The 16000-nt window shown below is 71.1% G+C and carries 9 protein-coding genes; 4 read left to right on the forward strand and 5 right to left on the reverse strand.

All coding sequences use genetic code 11. From position 1 onward, the window contains the following. Positions 1-18: 18 nt before the first annotated feature. Positions 19-2658, reverse strand: a complete 2640-nt coding sequence (locus tag DM194_RS18000) for a PAS domain S-box protein (protein WP_111068945.1) — start codon at positions 2656-2658, stop codon at positions 19-21. Next, positions 2655-5726 (reverse strand): chemotaxis protein CheB, encoded by a 3072-nt coding sequence (locus DM194_RS18005; RefSeq protein ID WP_246024447.1) that lies wholly within the window; start codon positions 5724-5726, stop codon positions 2655-2657. The genes DM194_RS18000 and DM194_RS18005 overlap by 4 nt, the downstream gene beginning before the upstream one ends. Before the next feature lie 330 nt (positions 5727-6056). Here DM194_RS18005 and DM194_RS18010 point away from each other — a divergent pair, with 330 nt between their 5' ends. Next, on the forward strand, positions 6057-8102 hold the full coding sequence (locus DM194_RS18010; protein ID WP_111068946.1) for an NAD(+) synthase: 2046 nt from the start codon (positions 6057-6059) through the stop codon (positions 8100-8102). 63 nt (positions 8103-8165) lie between these two features. On the opposite strand, the gene DM194_RS18015 is transcribed toward DM194_RS18010, so the two are convergent. From DM194_RS18015 to lptF, 3 genes are all read right to left on the reverse strand, one after another. After that, complete coding sequence (locus tag DM194_RS18015; RefSeq protein ID WP_111068947.1) at positions 8166-8717, reverse strand: flagellar biosynthesis regulator FlaF; 552 nt, start codon at positions 8715-8717, stop codon at positions 8166-8168. 86 nt (positions 8718-8803) lie between these two features. After that, positions 8804-9814: a glycosyltransferase family 9 protein gene (locus DM194_RS18020; protein ID WP_111068948.1), complete on the reverse strand. Its 1011-nt coding sequence runs from the start codon at positions 9812-9814 to the stop codon at positions 8804-8806. Further along, positions 9811-10956, reverse strand: a complete 1146-nt coding sequence (gene lptF / locus DM194_RS18025) for an LPS export ABC transporter permease LptF (protein ID WP_111068949.1) — start codon at positions 10954-10956, stop codon at positions 9811-9813. Before lptF ends, DM194_RS18020 begins: the two co-directional genes overlap by 4 nt. A gap of 210 nt (positions 10957-11166) precedes the next feature. On the opposite strand from lptF, the gene DM194_RS18030 reads away from it, so the two are divergent. The 3 genes from DM194_RS18030 to DM194_RS18040 all read left to right on the forward strand — a co-directional run bounded on the left by DM194_RS18030 (position 11167) and on the right by DM194_RS18040 (position 16000). After that, positions 11167-13344, forward strand: a complete 2178-nt coding sequence (locus DM194_RS18030) for an O-linked N-acetylglucosamine transferase, SPINDLY family protein (RefSeq protein WP_246024448.1) — start codon at positions 11167-11169, stop codon at positions 13342-13344. Positions 13345-13426: 82 nt separating this feature from the next. After that, positions 13427-14791: a PQQ-dependent sugar dehydrogenase gene (locus tag DM194_RS18035; protein ID WP_425457303.1), complete on the forward strand. Its 1365-nt coding sequence runs from the start codon at positions 13427-13429 to the stop codon at positions 14789-14791. Positions 14792-14878: 87 nt separating this feature from the next. Next, on the forward strand, positions 14879-16000 hold the full coding sequence (locus DM194_RS18040) for a cysteine desulfurase family protein (RefSeq protein ID WP_111068952.1): 1122 nt from the start codon (positions 14879-14881) through the stop codon (positions 15998-16000).

Raw genomic sequence — 16000 nt, forward strand, 5'->3', positions numbered from 1 at the left:
CGACGGCGGCGGTGCGCCCTACAGGGCGGTGAAGCCGTTCAGCGCCGCGCTCAGGGTGTCGCGCAGGCGGTTGGGCTGGATGGGCTTGTGCAGCAGGGCGCATTGGGCGCCGGCGGCTTCCCGCAGGCGGTCGGCGGAGGTGTCGCCGGTCAGCAGGACGCCGGGCACGTCGCGCGACAGGCGGCGGCGGACCATGTCCATCACCATCAGCCCGGTCGTGCCCTCCGGCAGCCGGTAGTCGGCGAGGATCATGTCGGGGGCCTGCCCGGATTCGATCAGCTCGTCCAGCAGGCCGTCCGCCTCGGTGCCGCTGCCGGCCTCCGCCACGCGGAACCCCCACTCCTCCAGCATCAGGGCCAGCGCCATGCGGATGACGGCATCGTCCTCCACTAGCATGATCAGCCGGTCTTCGCTGCCGCCGGCGATCGCGACCGGTTCGGCCCCGCCGGCCCGTGCCGGCGTGCCGGGGCCGGACTCGACCAACGGCAGGCTAACGGTGAAGCGGCTGCCGCGGCCGAGCGAGGAGGTGACGTCGATGCTGCCGCCCAGCATGGTGACCAGCCGCCTGGCGATGCTCAGCCCCAGCCCCAGCCCTTCCCGGCGGTCGCGGGCGGCGTTGCCGACCTGATAGAAGTCCTGGAAGATGCGGTCGATGTGCTGGTCGGCGATGCCGATGCCGGTGTCCCACACCTCGATCTGCAGGCTGCCGCCGCGCCGCCGCGCGCCCAGCAGCACCCGCCCGCCGGGGGCGTAGCGCAGCGCGTTGGCCAGCAGGTTGCGCAGGACCCGTTCCAGCAGGCCGGGGTCGGTCCGCGTCGCCAGCCGCGGCGCCAGCAGGCGCAGTTCCTGCCCGCCCCTCTCCGCCAGCGGGGCGAATTCCCCATGCAGGCGGGACAGCAGGGCGCCGATATCCACCGGCTCCGGATGCGGCGCGACCAGACCGGCCTCCAGCTTGGAGATGTCCAGCATCCCGTCCAGCATGCCGCCCAGCCCGCCCAGCGAGGATTGGATCTGCTCCGCCGCCCGCCGCGCCCCGGCCGGAAGGCTTTCCCGCAGCAGCAGGTCCGACAGCAGCAGAAGCGCCTGGACCGGCTGGCGCAGGTCGTGGCTGGCCGCGGCCAGGAAGCGTTCGCGGGCGTCCAGCGCGACGTTCAGCTCACGCTCCAGCGCCTTCACCGCGGTGATGTCGGCGACGCTGGACACCACGGCCTCCACCCGGCCGGCGGTGTCGGCGACGGGGTGGCTCGACACCCGCAGCCAGCGGGTCGGGGCGGTGGCCTCCTCCCCCTCGACGACGCCGACGATGCGCTCCACCACCGGCTTGCCGCTGCGCGCGGCTTCCGCCGCGGGGGGAAGCCCATGCAGGCGGTTGCCGTTGGCGTCGATGAAGCGGCGCCCGGCGGTGGTCGCCACCGGGCTGGCCGGGGCGGTGGCCGGGACCAGATGGCCCTCCGTCCGGTCGCCGTCATAGCCGGCGGCGGTCGGATCGAGCAGCGTGCGGGCCGGGCCGCCCAGCAGCCGTTCGGCCATCGCGTTCGCCAGCAGGCAGCGGCCGTCGGCGGCGGTCATCGTCAGCGCGTCGTGCAGCGACTGCACCAGAACCCGGTGCCGCCGCTCGCTGAGATTCAGCGCCGCTTCCGCCGCCCAGCGGGCGGTGACGTCACGGAAGGCGACCACGGCGCCCTGGATGCGCTCCTGGATCGGGGCGAGGCGCTTGCCTTGCATCAGCATGGGCGAGATGGAGACCTCGACCAGCACGATGCTGCCGTCCTCCCGCCGCAGCCTTTCGCAGGCGACTCCGCGCGGCCGCCCGTCGGTCAGCGACAGGGCCAGCGCGCGGGCGGCACCGCCGCTTGCCGGCAGGCAGGCCTTCCCGTCCGCCGGCAGATTGCCGTCGCCCTCGGTCGCCGGACCGGCCAGCAGGTCGGACGGCGGGCGTCCGATCAGGTCGAGGTCGAGATGGCCGGTCAGCGCCGTGGCTGCGGCGTTGACGAAGCGGATGCGCCCGTCGGCGTCCACCCCCAGGATGCCGTCGCCCACCGATTGCAGGATGTGGTGGTAGTCGGCGCGCGCCCGCTCCGCGTCGTCGCGGGCCTGCTGCACCTCGCGCAGCCATGCGTTCCGTTCGGTCAGGTCGGTGATGGTCAGCAGCACGTCGCCGCGGTCGCCGTCGTCCAGCGCCACGGTGCGGGCGTCGGTCAGCCCGTCGATGACGGTTCCCTGCGGCCCGACGTAACGGAACTCCTGCCTGACCCACTCGCCGGTCTCGCGCAGCCGGCCGAGCGCGGTGAACAGCCGGCCATGGTCGAGACTGTCGACCAGCAGGGTGAGGGGCCGTCCCTTCAGCCGCAGCATCGGCAGCCCGAACTGGCGCTCGGCCGCGGCGTTGGCCTCCCCCACGATGCCGGCGGCATTCACCGCCAGACAGGCGAGCGGCACCGACTGGAACAGCTGGAGATACTGCAGCCGCGACGCCTCCAACGCCTGCTGGGCGCCGCGCAGCTCCTCGTTCTGGATTTCGAGTTCGGCCTGATGGACATACAGCTCGTGCAGCAGTTCCTTCACCGACGTGGCTGTGATGTCCGCAGCCTCGAAACGGCCGTCGTTGAGCACGCTTTCGGCGCGGCGCCGCAGGCCGCCGGAGGTTTCCTTGGTCATCGGCCCCCTCCGTCCTCGCCGCCCTCGCCGTCATCCAGCCTCAGTTCCATCAATTTCCGGTTGGTGATGTTGATGTGGCTGACGACGACGCCGCCGTCGGGGTCGTTCAGGCGCGTGGCGTGCATCAGGAACCAACGCTGCTCCTCGGACGAATGGCAGGGATATTCGATCGTGAAGTCGCCGGCCCTGCCGTCCAGGATGCCCTGCAGCCCGTCATGCACCGCGCGGGCGACGCCATCCTGCCCGAGGACGCCGGGAGCGAGGCAGACCTCCAGATAATTGCTGCCGACTCCGCAGCCGTCCCTGGTTCCGCCGCCGTTGCGCTCGGCAAAGCCGCGCCATGCTGCGTTGACCATGACGATGCGGCCATGGCGGTCGGTCACGGCGATGTGTTCCGGCAGGCTGTCCAGCACGTTCTGCAGCCGCTCCTGCGCCTGCTTGGTGTCGGTGACGTCGACGAAGGTCACCACCACGCCGGCCACCTGATTCGTGTCGGTCAGGTAGGGCAGGATGCGGGTCAGAACCCAGCGGCCGTCATGGACGCGGACATGGCGTTCCACCGGCTCGCGCCCGCCGAACACCGCCCGGATGTCGGCGAGGAAATCGGGATAGTCGATGTTGGTCGACAGATGCGCGATGGAGCGGCCGATGTCGCGCGGGATGATGTTGATGAAGCTGGCCGCCGCCGGGGTGAAGCGGCGGATGACGAAGTCGTCGTCGAGAAACACCGTGCCGATCTCGGTCGAGCGCAGCAGGTTGTCCAGGTCGTTGGTGATCTCCGTCAGCTCCTCCACCTTCGCCTGGTATTCGGCGTTGACGGAGTAAAGCTCCTCGTTGACCGACTGCAACTCCTCGTTGGTGCTCTGCAATTCCTCGTTGGAGGCCAGGAGCTCCTCGTTGGTGGCCTGAAGCTCCTCGTTGGCGGTCTCCAGCTCCTCGATGGTCGCCTGCAGGTTCTCGCCGCGCGACAGCAGTTCCTGCTCCAGCCCGCGGATGCGCTCGGCGGCGTCGGCGTTGAGGTCGAAGTCGGAATCGGGAACCGACAGCGGCAGCATGTTGGCGCGGTCCAGCACCACCAGGGCGAAGCGCCGCCCGGTCTTGCGAGCGACATAGGGCTGGACGCGCAGGCTGAGCGCCGCCACGCCGTCGCGGTCCTTCACCGGGATGTTGGACAGCGCGAATTCCTCGCCCGAGCGGAAGGCGCGGTTCAGCGCGGTGCCCGTCACCATGGCGACCGAGGAGGGCAGCAGCTTCAGCACGTTCAGCGTCGCCTCGCCCGGCGGCACCTTCAGCAGCGAGGAGGCGTCGCCGAACACATGCAGGATGTTCATCTGGTCGTTGACCAGCAGGCAGGGCGGCACATAGGTCTTCATCAGCGTGGCCATCGCCTCGTCGATGGCCGCTCCCTCCTCCATCCCCGGCGACGAGACGTCGTCGCCATGGCGGGCCAGCGGGGCCGCCACCGTCGGCACCAGCAGCCGCGACAGCCGGAAGGATCCGGTGCGCAGGCTCTGGAAGATCTTGTTGCGGCTGTCGACGGTGTGGAAGTCCGACTGCAGGTCGCCCAGCGTCTCGCTGGTGCCGAGGAACAGGAAGCCGCTCTGCCGCAGGGCGTACTGGAACAGGCCGAGCACCTTGCGTTGCAAGGGCTGGTCCATATAGATCAGCAGGTTGCGGCAGCTGAGCAGGTCGATCTTGGTGAAGGGCGGGTCGCGCATGATGTTGTGCGCGGCGAACACCACCATCCGGCGGATATCGCGCGACACCACATAGCTGTCGCCCCGCGCGGTGAAGTAGCGGGAGAGCCGTTCCTGCGACACGTCCTCGGCGATGGCGCGCGGATATTCGCCGAGGCTCGCCACCTCTATGCTGTCCTGGTCGATGTCGGTGGCGAATATCTTGACGTCGACGCTGCGGCCCATCCGTTCCTGCGCCTCGGCGAACAGAATGGCGAGGGAATAGGCCTCCTCCCCGCTGGCGCAGCCGCAGACCCAGACGCGGATCATGTCGGACGGGCTGCGGTTGGCGAGCAGGCTGGGGATCACCCGGTCGGCCAGGATGCGGAAGGCCGCCTCGTCCCGGAAGAAGCGGGTGACGCCGATCAGCATCTCCTTGTAGAGGTTCACCGTCTCGGCGCTGTTCCGCCGCAGCAGGGCGGCATACTCCTCCATCGACTCAAGCCCGGCGCCCTGCATCCGCCGTTCGATCCGCCGCAGCAGGGTCGCCAGCTTGTAATGGGAGAAATCGACCCCGGTGACGGAGCGGATGACCGCGATGATCTGGGCCAGCGGGTCGGCGCCCTGGTCGGTCTGGCCGTCGCGCTGCCGCCGGTTCGCCGCCGGACGGGCGCGGGCCAGCGCCTTGCGCGCATGGTCGATCAGGCGGGCCGGCAGCTCGTCCGGCGGCAGGGTGGCATCGACCTGCCCCGTGGCCAGCGCGCTGCGCGGCATGCCGTCGAACTGAGCCGTTTCCGGCTGCTGCACGGCGGTGAAGCCGCCGGCGGACTTGATCGCCATCAGGCCGCGGGTGCCGTCGGATCCGGTGCCCGACAGGATCACGCCGATGGCGAGCGGCCCCTGGTCGCGGGCCAGGGCGGTCAGGAAGATGTCGATCGGCAGGCTCATGCCGCCGCCCGCGTCCTTGGCGGTCAGCCTCAGCCGGCAATCCTCGATGGTCAGGTGCTTGCCGGGCGGCAGCAGATAGACGGTGTTGCGCTGGACCGGAACGCCGTCCGTCGCCTGAACCACCTCCATCGCCGTGTGCCTGGCCAGCAGGTCGACCATCAGGCTCTTGTGCACCGGCGACAGGTGCTGGACCACGACATAGGCGAGGTCGCTGTCGCCCGGCACCGCGTCGAAGAAGCGCTGCAGCGCCTCCAGCCCGCCGGCCGAGGCGCCGAGGCCGACGATGCAGCAGGACGTCTCCGGCCGGCTCTCCGCGTCGGTTCCAGAATCGGACGGGCCGGGGGCCGGAACGGGAGTCGCGGCGGCGGCGGCGTCGGTGGCCGGGGCAGTCGCCGCATCGGCGTCGTTCTGGTCGGGCTGCGTGACCGGCGTATCCGATGGCACGATGATGAACGAGTCCTTCTAGCGTCCTGGCGTCGGTCTGCCGACCCTCGGTGCAAACGAGCTCCGGCTATATCCAACGAACCTCAATTGGTCAACTTGACTATCGGAGGACATGATCCTCCGGTCACGTCACTTTAATTGGCGATGTCCGATCAAGCTATCGATTTGACCTTGGTTTTATAACGAATGTATCGTGTCTAAATCGCTCCTTTGCCTTTAGGTCGGAAAGCCTGCCGCGGGGGCCTGACGCCGGGGAAATTCCTGCTATGTTTCCTGGCCCGGCGCCGCATCGTGGTGCATCGGGGACAGGCATGGCAGCAGGGACGGGTCATGAGCTTCACCTCGATCTATCGGCACGGCTTCGCGCGGGTGGCCGCCTGCACGACGCGCTGCACCCCGGCGGATCCGGCGGCCAACGCCGCGGCGGTCCTGGAGGCGGCGCGCGCCTGCCACGACAAGGCGGTGGCGGTGGCGCTGTTCCCGGAACTGGCGCTGTCCGGCTATGCGATCGACGACCTGCTGATGCAGGATCCGCTGATCGACGCGGTGGAACAGGCGATCCTCGATCTGGTGCAGGCCTCGGCCGGGCTGATGCCGCTGCTGCTGGTGGGCGGGCCGCTGCTGCATGACGGGCGGCTCTACAACACGGCGGTGGCGATCCACCGGGGCGAGCTGCTGGGCGTGGTGCCGAAGCAGCATCTGCCGAACTACCGGGAATTCTACGAGCGGCGGCAGTTCGCCTCGGGCACCGGCACGGACGGCGGGACGATCCGCATCGGCGACCTGACCGCCCCCTTCGGCCCCGACCTGCTGTTCTCGGCGGAGGATCAGCCGGGGCTGGTCGTGCATGCCGAGATCTGCGAGGATCTGTGGGTTCCGGCGCCGCCCAGCACCATGGCGTCGCTGGCGGGCGCCACCATCCTGGCCAACCTGTCGGCCAGCAACATCACCATCGGCAAGTCCGACACCCGCCGCCTGCTGGCGCAATCCCAGTCGGCGCGCTGCCTCGCCGCCTATCTCTATTCCTCCGCCGGGACGGGGGAGTCGACCACCGACCTCGCCTGGGACGGCCAGACCTCGATCTTCGAGAACGGCGAGAAGCTGGCGGAGACCGACCGTTTCCCCGACGGCGCCCAGATGGCGGTGGCCGACGTGGATCTGGACCTGCTGCGGCAGGAACGGCTGCGCCAGGGCACCTTCGACGACAACCGGCGCCTGCACGGGGCCGCCAGCGGCGGTTTCCGCACCGTCGCCTTCCGGCTGGACGCGCCGGAGGAGGATGTCGGGCTGCTGCGCGTGGTGCCGCGCCTGCCCTTCGTCCCGGCCAGCGCCGAACGGCTGGAGCAGGACTGCTACGAGGCCTACAACATCCAGGTCGCCGGGCTGGTGCAGCGGCTGCGCGCCACGGGCATCGGCAAGCTGGTGATCGGCGTGTCGGGCGGGCTGGACAGCACCCACGCGCTGATCGTCGCCGCCCGCGCCATGGACCGGCTGAACCTGCCCCGCAGCGGCATCCTCGCCTACACCATGCCCGGATTCGGCACCAGCGAGGGCACCAAGTCCAACGCCTGGCGGCTGATGACCGCCCTGGGGGTGACGGCGAAGGAGCTGGACATCCGGCCGGCCGCCAACCAGATGCTCAAGGACATGGACCACCCCTTCGCCCACGGCGAGGCGGTGTATGACGTGACCTTCGAGAATGTGCAGGCCGGGCTGCGCACCGACTACCTGTTCCGGCTCGCCAACCAGCACAACGGCATCGTGCTGGGCACCGGCGACCTGTCGGAACTGGCGCTGGGCTGGTGCACCTACGGCGTCGGCGACCAGATGTCCCACTACAACGTCAATGCCGGCGTGCCGAAGACGCTGATCCAGCACCTGATCCGCTGGGTCAGCCGCACCGGCCAGTTCCAGCAGGAGGTATCGGAGACGCTCGACGCCATCCTGAAGACGGAAATCTCGCCGGAACTGGTGCCGGCCGGGTCGGACAAGGCGCTGCAGAGCTCCGAATCCGTGGTCGGGCCGTACGACCTGCAGGACTTCAACCTGTTCTACGTGCTGCGCTACGGCTTCCGCCCGTCGAAGATCGCCTTCCTGGCCCGCCATGCCTGGTCCGAGGTCGAAAAGGGCGACTGGCCGGAGGGCTATCCGCTGGAGAAGCGCCGCGCCTACAGCCCGGCCGAGATCCGCGACTGGCTGCGCGTGTTCCTGCGCCGCTTCTTCGGCTTCAGCCAGTTCAAGCGCTCGGCCATGCCCAACGGGCCTAAGGTTGCGGCCGGCGGCTCCCTCTCCCCCCGCGGCGACTGGCGCGCGCCGTCCGACGGCAACGCCCGCATCTGGCTGGAGGAGCTGGAACGCGAGGTTCCGGCGGAATAAGGACAGCAAAAAGGCCGGCGCCCCATCGGAGCGCCGGCCTTTTTCGTTTCGTTCAGATGCCGGTCAGATCGAGATGCGCAGGGATTCGCGGTTGACCGGGGCGGCGTCGGGGGCGGTCATCGGGCGCGGCGGCACGGCGGGACGCATGCCGGCCGGCGGCTGGGCCGCAGCCGGGGCGGCCTGGGGAGCGGCCGGAGCTTGTGGGGCGGCGGCTTGCGGCGCGCCCGCATGGGGCTGGGTCGCCTGCTGTGCGGCGATGAACTGGCCCTGGGCGGTCAGGCCGCTGGCCACGTTGCGGTTGATGTTGACCAGCGTGTCGATCTTGCTGAAATCCAGGTCGATCAGACGGTTGGTGGTCTCGCGGTCGACCAGCAGCGACAGGGCCGCGATGTTCGTCCGGACCTCCGGCGGATGGCCGCAATCCTCTTCGGTGATCGCCGCCTGGAAGATGGTCCACAGGCGCTGATTCAGCTGAAGTGCCTCGCGATAGGCCTTCTCGTCCTTGGCATGGCTGGCGGCGATGATGCGGCGCGCCGCTTCCGCCAGGGCCCAAGCCTCGACGTCGCGCGGATTGTCCGAGGTCGGCTTGTTGGCATAGGTGGGAGTCGGCTTCATTCCAAACCCTCGGTGGAAAACCCATCCGGTGGGGCGCAGCCGCCCCTTTGATAGTCAATGAAGTGTCGGTTATCCGGCCGGTTTTGTCAACGCAACGGGGGTACTTCCGCCGCCGCGGCGGGCGATGCCGCAAACTGGTCACAAGTTCTATGCGTTTCGGCCAGGAGCTTGGCGGCAACCTCCGCCACCCGGTCCTCGGCGATGCCGTCCATCAGGCCGCGGGCATTGGGATCGGCGGCGACGCGGGCCAGCAGATCGGCCTGGGGAACCTCGCTGACCACCACCCGCCCGCGCGGCCCCCACGGGCCGTAGACGGCGGGATAGCCAGGACCGAACAGCCCCACCGTCGGCACGCCGGCCGCCGCCGCGATGTGCATCAGCCCGCTGTCGTTGCCGACATAGAGCGCCGCGCGCTCCAGGCAGGCGGCGGCGGCCATCGGGTCGGTGCGGCCGGTCAGGTCGATGGCCCGCGCGCCCAGCGCGTCGAGCACCGGCCGCGCCCGCTCCCGCTCCGGCCCGGCGGCCAGCACCGCCACGCGGGCCCCCGCCAGCGCCCCGCCCTGCCCCGTCAGCCTCAGCGCCAGCCGGGCGAAGCGGTCGGCCGGCCATTCCTTGCCCAACCAGTTGGCGGTCGGCCCGATCGCCAGGAACGGCCCGGTTCCGGCGGGGATCAGGGCGTCGGCCTGCCGCCGCGCCGCGTCGTCGATCCACAGCCGGGGGGCCGGCGGCGGCGACAGGCCGAGCAGGGCGGCATTCTCCTCCACCTTGTGCATCGGGCGGGGCGGCTTGGCGTGGAAGACCCGACGGCGGGCCGGCACCAGCCGACCGACCGCCGAGTTGCGCAGGTCCAGCACCAGATCCCAGCGCGTGCCGACGCAATCCAGCCACAGCCGCAGCCAATGCCGGGCGTAGGAGCGCTTCGCCAGCGGGATCAGCCGCTCCAGCCCCGGAACGGAGCGGAACAGCGGCGCCGGCAGCGGCCCGCAGGCGATGGTCAGCCGCGCGTCGGGATAGGCGCCGGTCAGATGGTCGAGCAGCCCGGTGGACAGCACCGCGTCGCCCAGCCGGTTGGAGGTGATGAAGAGGATGCGGCTCATGATGCGCGTCCGGCGGCATCCCGCGGGCTGTCACCGGTAGAATGCCGCCGTCCCGGCCGCAGCGTCAGCCCCCGCGACATCACCCACAGCGCCGGCAGCAGCATGCCCAGCGGCATGGCGTACATCAGCGGCACGAAGACGGTCGCCTTGCCGGCCAGGCTGGTCAGGCCCAGCGCGGCGGCCTGCAGCCCCATCACCAGCAGCACGGCGATGGTCACGCGGGAGGACTGGCCGCGCCGGTTGAACTCGCCCGACAGCAGCGCCGACAGCGCCACCAGGGCATAGGTCAGGGCCAGCAGCGGCGAGGAGAAACGGTGGTGCAGCTCCGCGATCAGGCCGCGGCGCATGCGCTCGTCCTGCGCCGCCACGTCGCCCGCCATCAGTTCGGCCGTGCTGCGTTCGCGGGCGTCGGGCCAGCGCTCCGCCGCCTGCGGCGCCACCGCCTTCAGGTCAACGGCGTAGCGGTCGAAGAACAGCTGCGACAGCCGGCCGGTCCTGCGGTCCAGTTCCTGCCGGTTGCCGTCATAGACGACAAAGCGCGTGCCCTCCGGCCCGGTCTGCATCACCGCGCGGTCGCCCATGATCGTCACCGGCTTGTCCGGCTGGCGCCCGTCGTGGATCAGCACCTTGTGCAGGTTGCCCTCGGCGTCGCGGTCGCGCAGGAAGACGCTGAAATGGTCGCCGACCTCGTTGAACACGCCCTCGCGCAGGAACAGCTGCGAATAGTCGCTGCGCACCGTGTATTCCATCCGCACCAGCTCGCGGTGGGCGGCGGGGGTGATCCAGACGTTCAGGGTGAGGACGACGGCCGCCACCCCGGCCGCCAGCACCAGCGCCGGCTGCGCCAGCGACAGCGGGCCGACGCCCGCCGCGCGCATCACCACCAGCTCGCTGTCGGCCGCCATCTTGTTGTAGGTGAACAGGATGGCGCCGACCAGCGCCAGCGGCAGCACGATGCCGAGGAAGGTCGGCACCGTCAGCAGCAGCAGCCACAGGAACATGCCCATCGGCGCGCCGGCGCTGACCACGATCTCGATCAGGCGCAACGACTGGCTGAGCCAGATGGTCAGCGTCAGCCCCGCCGTCGAATAGAGGGTGGCGATCAGCAGGTTGCGGAACAGGTACCGTTGCAGTCGGTTCATGGGCATCGGTTCACAGGCGGCGGCCGGGGCTGTATACGGCCGGCAAGCTGACCGCCCCGGCCCGCCGGGTCAAGTGTTGAAAACCGGGGCCCCGATCCCGGAGCGCCGCGACGGCCCCGTCTCCCCTTGCGGAGCCGGGCATCCGCCGCCGCGCGGCGAGGGACGGGAAACCGCTGGCGCGGGTCCGCGGCAACCGGTATGACGGTCGGCATGGCGACGATCCAGGAAGCGATGACCGCGGCCGTGGCGCATCATCAGGCCGGCCGGCTGAACGAGGCGGCGGCGCTGTACCATGCCGTGCTGGACGCCGTGCCGGGCCATGCCGACGCCGCCCATCTGCTGGGCGTGATCCATCTGCAGTCGGGACAGCCGGAACGGGCGGTTTCGCTGATCCGCGGCGCCATCCAGCACAACCACCGGGTCGCCGATTACCACGACAATCTGGGCAGCGCGCTGAAGGCGCTCGGCCGGCTGGAGGAGGCGGTGGCCGCCCACCGGCAGGCGATCCGGCTGCGGCCGGACTTCGCCCAGGCGCTCTACAACTTGGGCAACGCGCTGGAGGCTCTGGGCCGGCTGGAGGAGGCGGCGACCGCCTTCCGGCAGGCGGCGGCCCGGCGCCCCGGCTATGCCCGCGCCCGCTTCAACCTGGGCAACGTGCTGGCCGCCCTCGGCCGCCGGGCGGATGCCGAGGCCGCCTACCGCGCCGCCATCGCCGACGATTTCGGCTTCGTCGAGGCTCATGCCAATCTCGGCGGGCTGCTGCTGTCGCCGGGCCGGACGCAGAAGGCCGCGGCGGCGCTGGCCCGCGCGCTGGCGCTGCGCCCCGACCATGCGGCGGCGCTCGCCAACCTCGCCGCGGCGCGGCTGGCGCTGGGCGACCGCGACGGGGCCGACCGCGCGGCCCGCCATGCCGTGGCGGCGCGGCCGGATCTGCCCGACACCCTGCTGCGGCTGGGGGAGATGCGCCAGAACGCCGACCGGCTGGGCGCCGCCGCCGACGCCTATGCCGCGGCGCTGGCCTGGAACCCGGCGCTGGCGGAGGCCCATGCCAATCTGGCGCTGGTGCGGCAGGGCCAGGGGCTGCTCGACGCGGCGGAGGCCGGGAACCGGCGGGCGCTGGCGCTCGCTCCCGCCCTGGCCGACGTGCGCTCCAACCTCGCCTATCTCCAGCTGTTCAAGCCGGGGGTGACGCCGGCGGCGGTGCTGGAGGCGCACCGGACCTGGGATGCGGTCCACGGCGCGCCGCATCGCGGGCGCTGGGTCAAGCCCGGCCGGGGGGGCGCGGGCGGAGCCGGCGGCAAGGGGCCGCTGACGGTGGCGATCCTGTCCGGCGACTTCCGCCGCCACCCCGCCGGCCTGTTCGCGCTGCGCACGGTGGAGGCGCTGCCGGCCCATGACGTCCGCCTGCTGCTCTACGCCAACCAGACGGAAACGGACGACGTGACCGAGCGCTTCCGCAAGGCGGCGGCGCGCTGGACCCCGGTGGCCGGCCTGACCGATGCCGAGATCGCCGCCCGGATCCGCCACGACCGGCCCGACGTGCTGATCGACCTCGCGGGCCACAATGCCCGCGGCCGGCCGGGCGTCTTCGCGCGCAAGCCGGCGCCGGTGCAGGTGGCGTGGTCCGGCTACATGGCGACGACCGGGCTGGCGGCGATGGATGCGCTGGTCGCCGACCGTCACCATGTGCCGGAGGGCATGGAGGGCTTCTATGCGGAGCGGGTGCTGCGCATGCCCGACGCCTTCATCGCCTATGACCCGCCGGGCGGTGAGGATATCCTGCCGCTGACGCCGCCGCCCAGCCTGTCGGGCGGGCCGGTCACCTTCGGCAGCTTCAACATCCTGACCAAGCTGAACGACGGGGTGCTGGCGGCCTGGGCGGCGATCCTGAACCGTATGCCGGGCTCGCGCCTGCTGATGAAGACCAAGGCGCTGTCCTGCCCGGCCACCGCGGCACTGTGGCGCGGCCGGCTGGCCGCCGCCGGCATCGACCCGGACCGGGTGACGATGGCCGGCGCCAGCAGCAGCCTGGACCATATGCGCCGGTGCGCGTCGGTGGACGTGGCGCTCGACCCCTTCCCTTTCGCCGGCAGCACCACGACGCTGGAGACGCTGTGGATGGGCGTGCCGGTTGTCACCCTGCCGGGGGAGACCTTCTCCAGCCGCCATTCGCTGGCCTTCCTGAGCGTGGCGGGGGTGGAGGGCTGCGTCGCCGCCGACCCCGCCGATTATGTCGAGCGCGCCATCGCCCTCGCCTCCGACCCGCAGCGTCTGGCGGAGATGCGCCGCGCCCTGCGCCCCCGCATGGCCGGCGGACCGCTGTGCGACGGCGGAAGGCTGGCCGCCGCCCTGGCGGCGGAGCTGCGGGCCCTGGCGGCTCGCGGCTGAAAGCCAGGCCGGAACCAATCCGCCCGCCCCGCCGTTGAGCGTGGACACCCCCTCCACGCCCACAGATGCGGGATTCCGGCGCATGCGTAGCTCCACTCGGCTTGCCATCATGCTTTCCGCGACGGTCGCAGTCCTGTCGCTCGCCGGCTGCGGCGAGCAGGCGAGCCTGCCGGTGGCGGCCGGCACCGGCCCGAACCCGACCCTGCCGGAACCGAAATCCACGCTGATCCCGACCGTGAACATCGCCGAAGCCGTCGGCTGGCCGGAGGGGGCGCAGCCGGTCGCGGCGGAGGATATGAACGTCACCGCCTTCGCCACCGGGCTGGACCATCCGCGCTGGATGCTGGCGCTGCCCAACGGCGACATCCTGGTGGCGGAAACCAACGCCCCGCCCAAGCCGGAGGACGGCAAGGGCATCAAGGGCTGGGTCATGGGGATGGTGATGGACAAGGCGGGCGCCAACACGCCGAGCGCCAACCGCATCACCCTGCTGCGCGACGGCGACGGCGACGGCAAGGCCGAAATCCGCGAGACCTTCATGGAAGGGCTGAACTCCCCCTTCGGCATGGCTCTGGTCGGCGACGAACTCTATATCGCCAACACCGACGCGGTGGTGAAGGTGCCCTACAAGGAGGGCGACACCAAGATCGCCGCCCAGCCGCAGAAGGTCGTCAATCTGCCGGGCGGGCCGATCAACCACCACTGGACCAAGAACATCATCGCCAGCCGCGACGGCAGCAAGCTCTATGCAACCACAGGTTCAAATAGCAACGTAGGCGAGAATGGGATGGAGGCGGAGGAAGGCCGCGCCGCCATCTGGGAAATCGATCCGAAGACCGGATCGCACCGCATCTTCGCCTCCGGCCTGCGCAACCCCAACGGCATGGATTGGGAGCCGGTCAGCGGCGTCCTGTGGACCGCGGTGAACGAGCGCGACGAGATCGGCAGCGACCTTGTCCCCGATTACATGACCTCGGTGAAGGACGGCGCCTTCTACGGCTGGCCCTACAGCTATTACGGCCAGCATGTCGACCAGCGGGTGGAGCCGCAGCGCCCCGATCTGGTCGCCAAGGCGATCCCGCCGGACTATGCGCTGGGTCCGCACACCGCGTCGCTGGGGCTCGCCTTCTCGCGGCCGGGCGAACTGCCGCAATCGTTGCAGCAGGGCGTCTTCATCGGCCAGCACGGTTCGTGGAACCGCGAGCCGCCCAGCGGCTACAAGGTGATCTTCGTGCCATTCCGCGACGGCAAGCCGGCGGGCGAGCCGGTGGACGTGCTGACCGGCTTCCTCGACAAGGACGGCAAGGCCCAGGGCCGCCCGGTCGGCGTCATCCTGGACAACAAGGGCGCGCTGCTGGTCGCCGACGACGTCGGAAACGCCATCTGGCGCGTCAGCGGCAGCGGAACCTCCCAGTCGGCGGAACGGCCGGAGCAGCCGTCACAGTAACGGCGGCCTGCTTGATGGTTCCCCTCTCCCCTGGGGGAGGGGGAGATCCGCCCTCCCCTTCGGCGGCGGATGGCGCGATACTGCGCCATGATCTATCTCGACCATCTGGCCTCGACGCCGCTCGACCCGCTGGTGCTGGAGGCGATGCTGCCCTGGATGCAGCCGGGGGCCGCCGGCAACCCGCATGCCGCCCATGCCGCCGGCTGGCGGGCCGCCGACGCCATCGAGGAGGCGAAGGGAGAGATTGCCGCCCTGGTGGGGGCGCGGCCGGGCGAGGTGGTCTTCACCTCCGGCGCCACCGAGGCGAATACGCTGGCCCTGCTGGGCGGGTTGCCGCCGGGGGGCGGCTGCGTCGTCTCGGCGGTCGAGCATGCCAGCGTGCTGGGCTGCCTGCCGGAGTTGCGGCGGCGCGGCCATCCGGTCGCCGTGCTGCCGGTGGACGGCAGCGGGCGGGTCGATCCGGCAGACCTTGAGCGCGCTTTGACGGAACTGCCCGGCCCGGCGCTGGTGTCGGTGATGGCCGCGAACAACGAGGTGGGGACGGTTCAGCCGCTGGCGGAGTTGGCGACCGCAGCCGCCCGCCATGGAGCGTTGATTCACAGCGACGCGGTGCAGGCGCTGGGCACGCGGGCGCTCGACATGGAGGCTCTCGGCCTGCACGGGTTGAGCCTGTCGGGGCACAAGCTGTACGGGCCGATGGGAATCGGCGCGCTGATCCTTCGCCGTCCCTTCCGGCCGGTGCCGCCATCGGCGGGCGGCGGGCAGCAGCGAGGCCTGCGGGCGGGCACCCTGCCGACGCCGCTCTGCGTCGGGCTGGGCGCCGCCTGCCGGCTGGCGCGTCAGAGGCGGGAGGAGGATGCCCGGCGGGTCGCGGAGCTGCGCGACCGGCTGTGGCGGCAGCTGTGCCGGCGCTTGCCGGGGATCCGCCGGAACGGCGCCGCCGAGGATGGCGACCGGCTGGCCGGTTGCCTGAGCGTCACCCTGCCCGGCATCGACGCCGCCGACCGGCTGCTGGACCTGCCGGATCTGGCGGTCGCCACCGGATCCGCCTGCCACAGCGGAGCGGGCGAACCGTCGCATGTCCTGCTGGCGCTGGGGCTGTCGGCCGCCGATGCCCATGCCAGCCTGCGTTTCGGGTTGGGCCGCGGCACGACGGAGGTGGAGGTGGACGCGGCGGCCGGACGGCTGGCGGATCTGCTGAAGGCCTGA

It is taken from the genome of Azospirillum ramasamyi, assembly GCF_003233655.1.
Lineage (GTDB): Bacteria > Pseudomonadota > Alphaproteobacteria > Azospirillales > Azospirillaceae > Azospirillum > Azospirillum ramasamyi.

Coding starts and splice junctions, on each gene's coding strand:
- DM194_RS18030 (WP_246024448.1), top strand. CDS start 11,167: ATGGCGACGATCCAGGAAGCGATGACCGCGGCCGTGGCGCATCATCAG.
- DM194_RS18040 (WP_111068952.1), top strand. CDS start 14,879: ATGATCTATCTCGACCATCTGGCCTCGACGCCGCTCGACCCGCTGGTG.
- DM194_RS18010 (WP_111068946.1), top strand. CDS start 6,057: ATGAGCTTCACCTCGATCTATCGGCACGGCTTCGCGCGGGTGGCCGCC.
- DM194_RS18000 (WP_111068945.1), bottom strand. CDS start 2,658: ATGACCAAGGAAACCTCCGGCGGCCTGCGGCGCCGCGCCGAAAGCGTG.
- DM194_RS18020 (WP_111068948.1), bottom strand. CDS start 9,814: ATGAGCCGCATCCTCTTCATCACCTCCAACCGGCTGGGCGACGCGGTG.
- DM194_RS18035 (WP_425457303.1), top strand. CDS start 13,427: ATGCGTAGCTCCACTCGGCTTGCCATCATGCTTTCCGCGACGGTCGCA.
- DM194_RS18015 (WP_111068947.1), bottom strand. CDS start 8,717: ATGAAGCCGACTCCCACCTATGCCAACAAGCCGACCTCGGACAATCCG.
- lptF (WP_111068949.1), bottom strand. CDS start 10,956: ATGAACCGACTGCAACGGTACCTGTTCCGCAACCTGCTGATCGCCACC.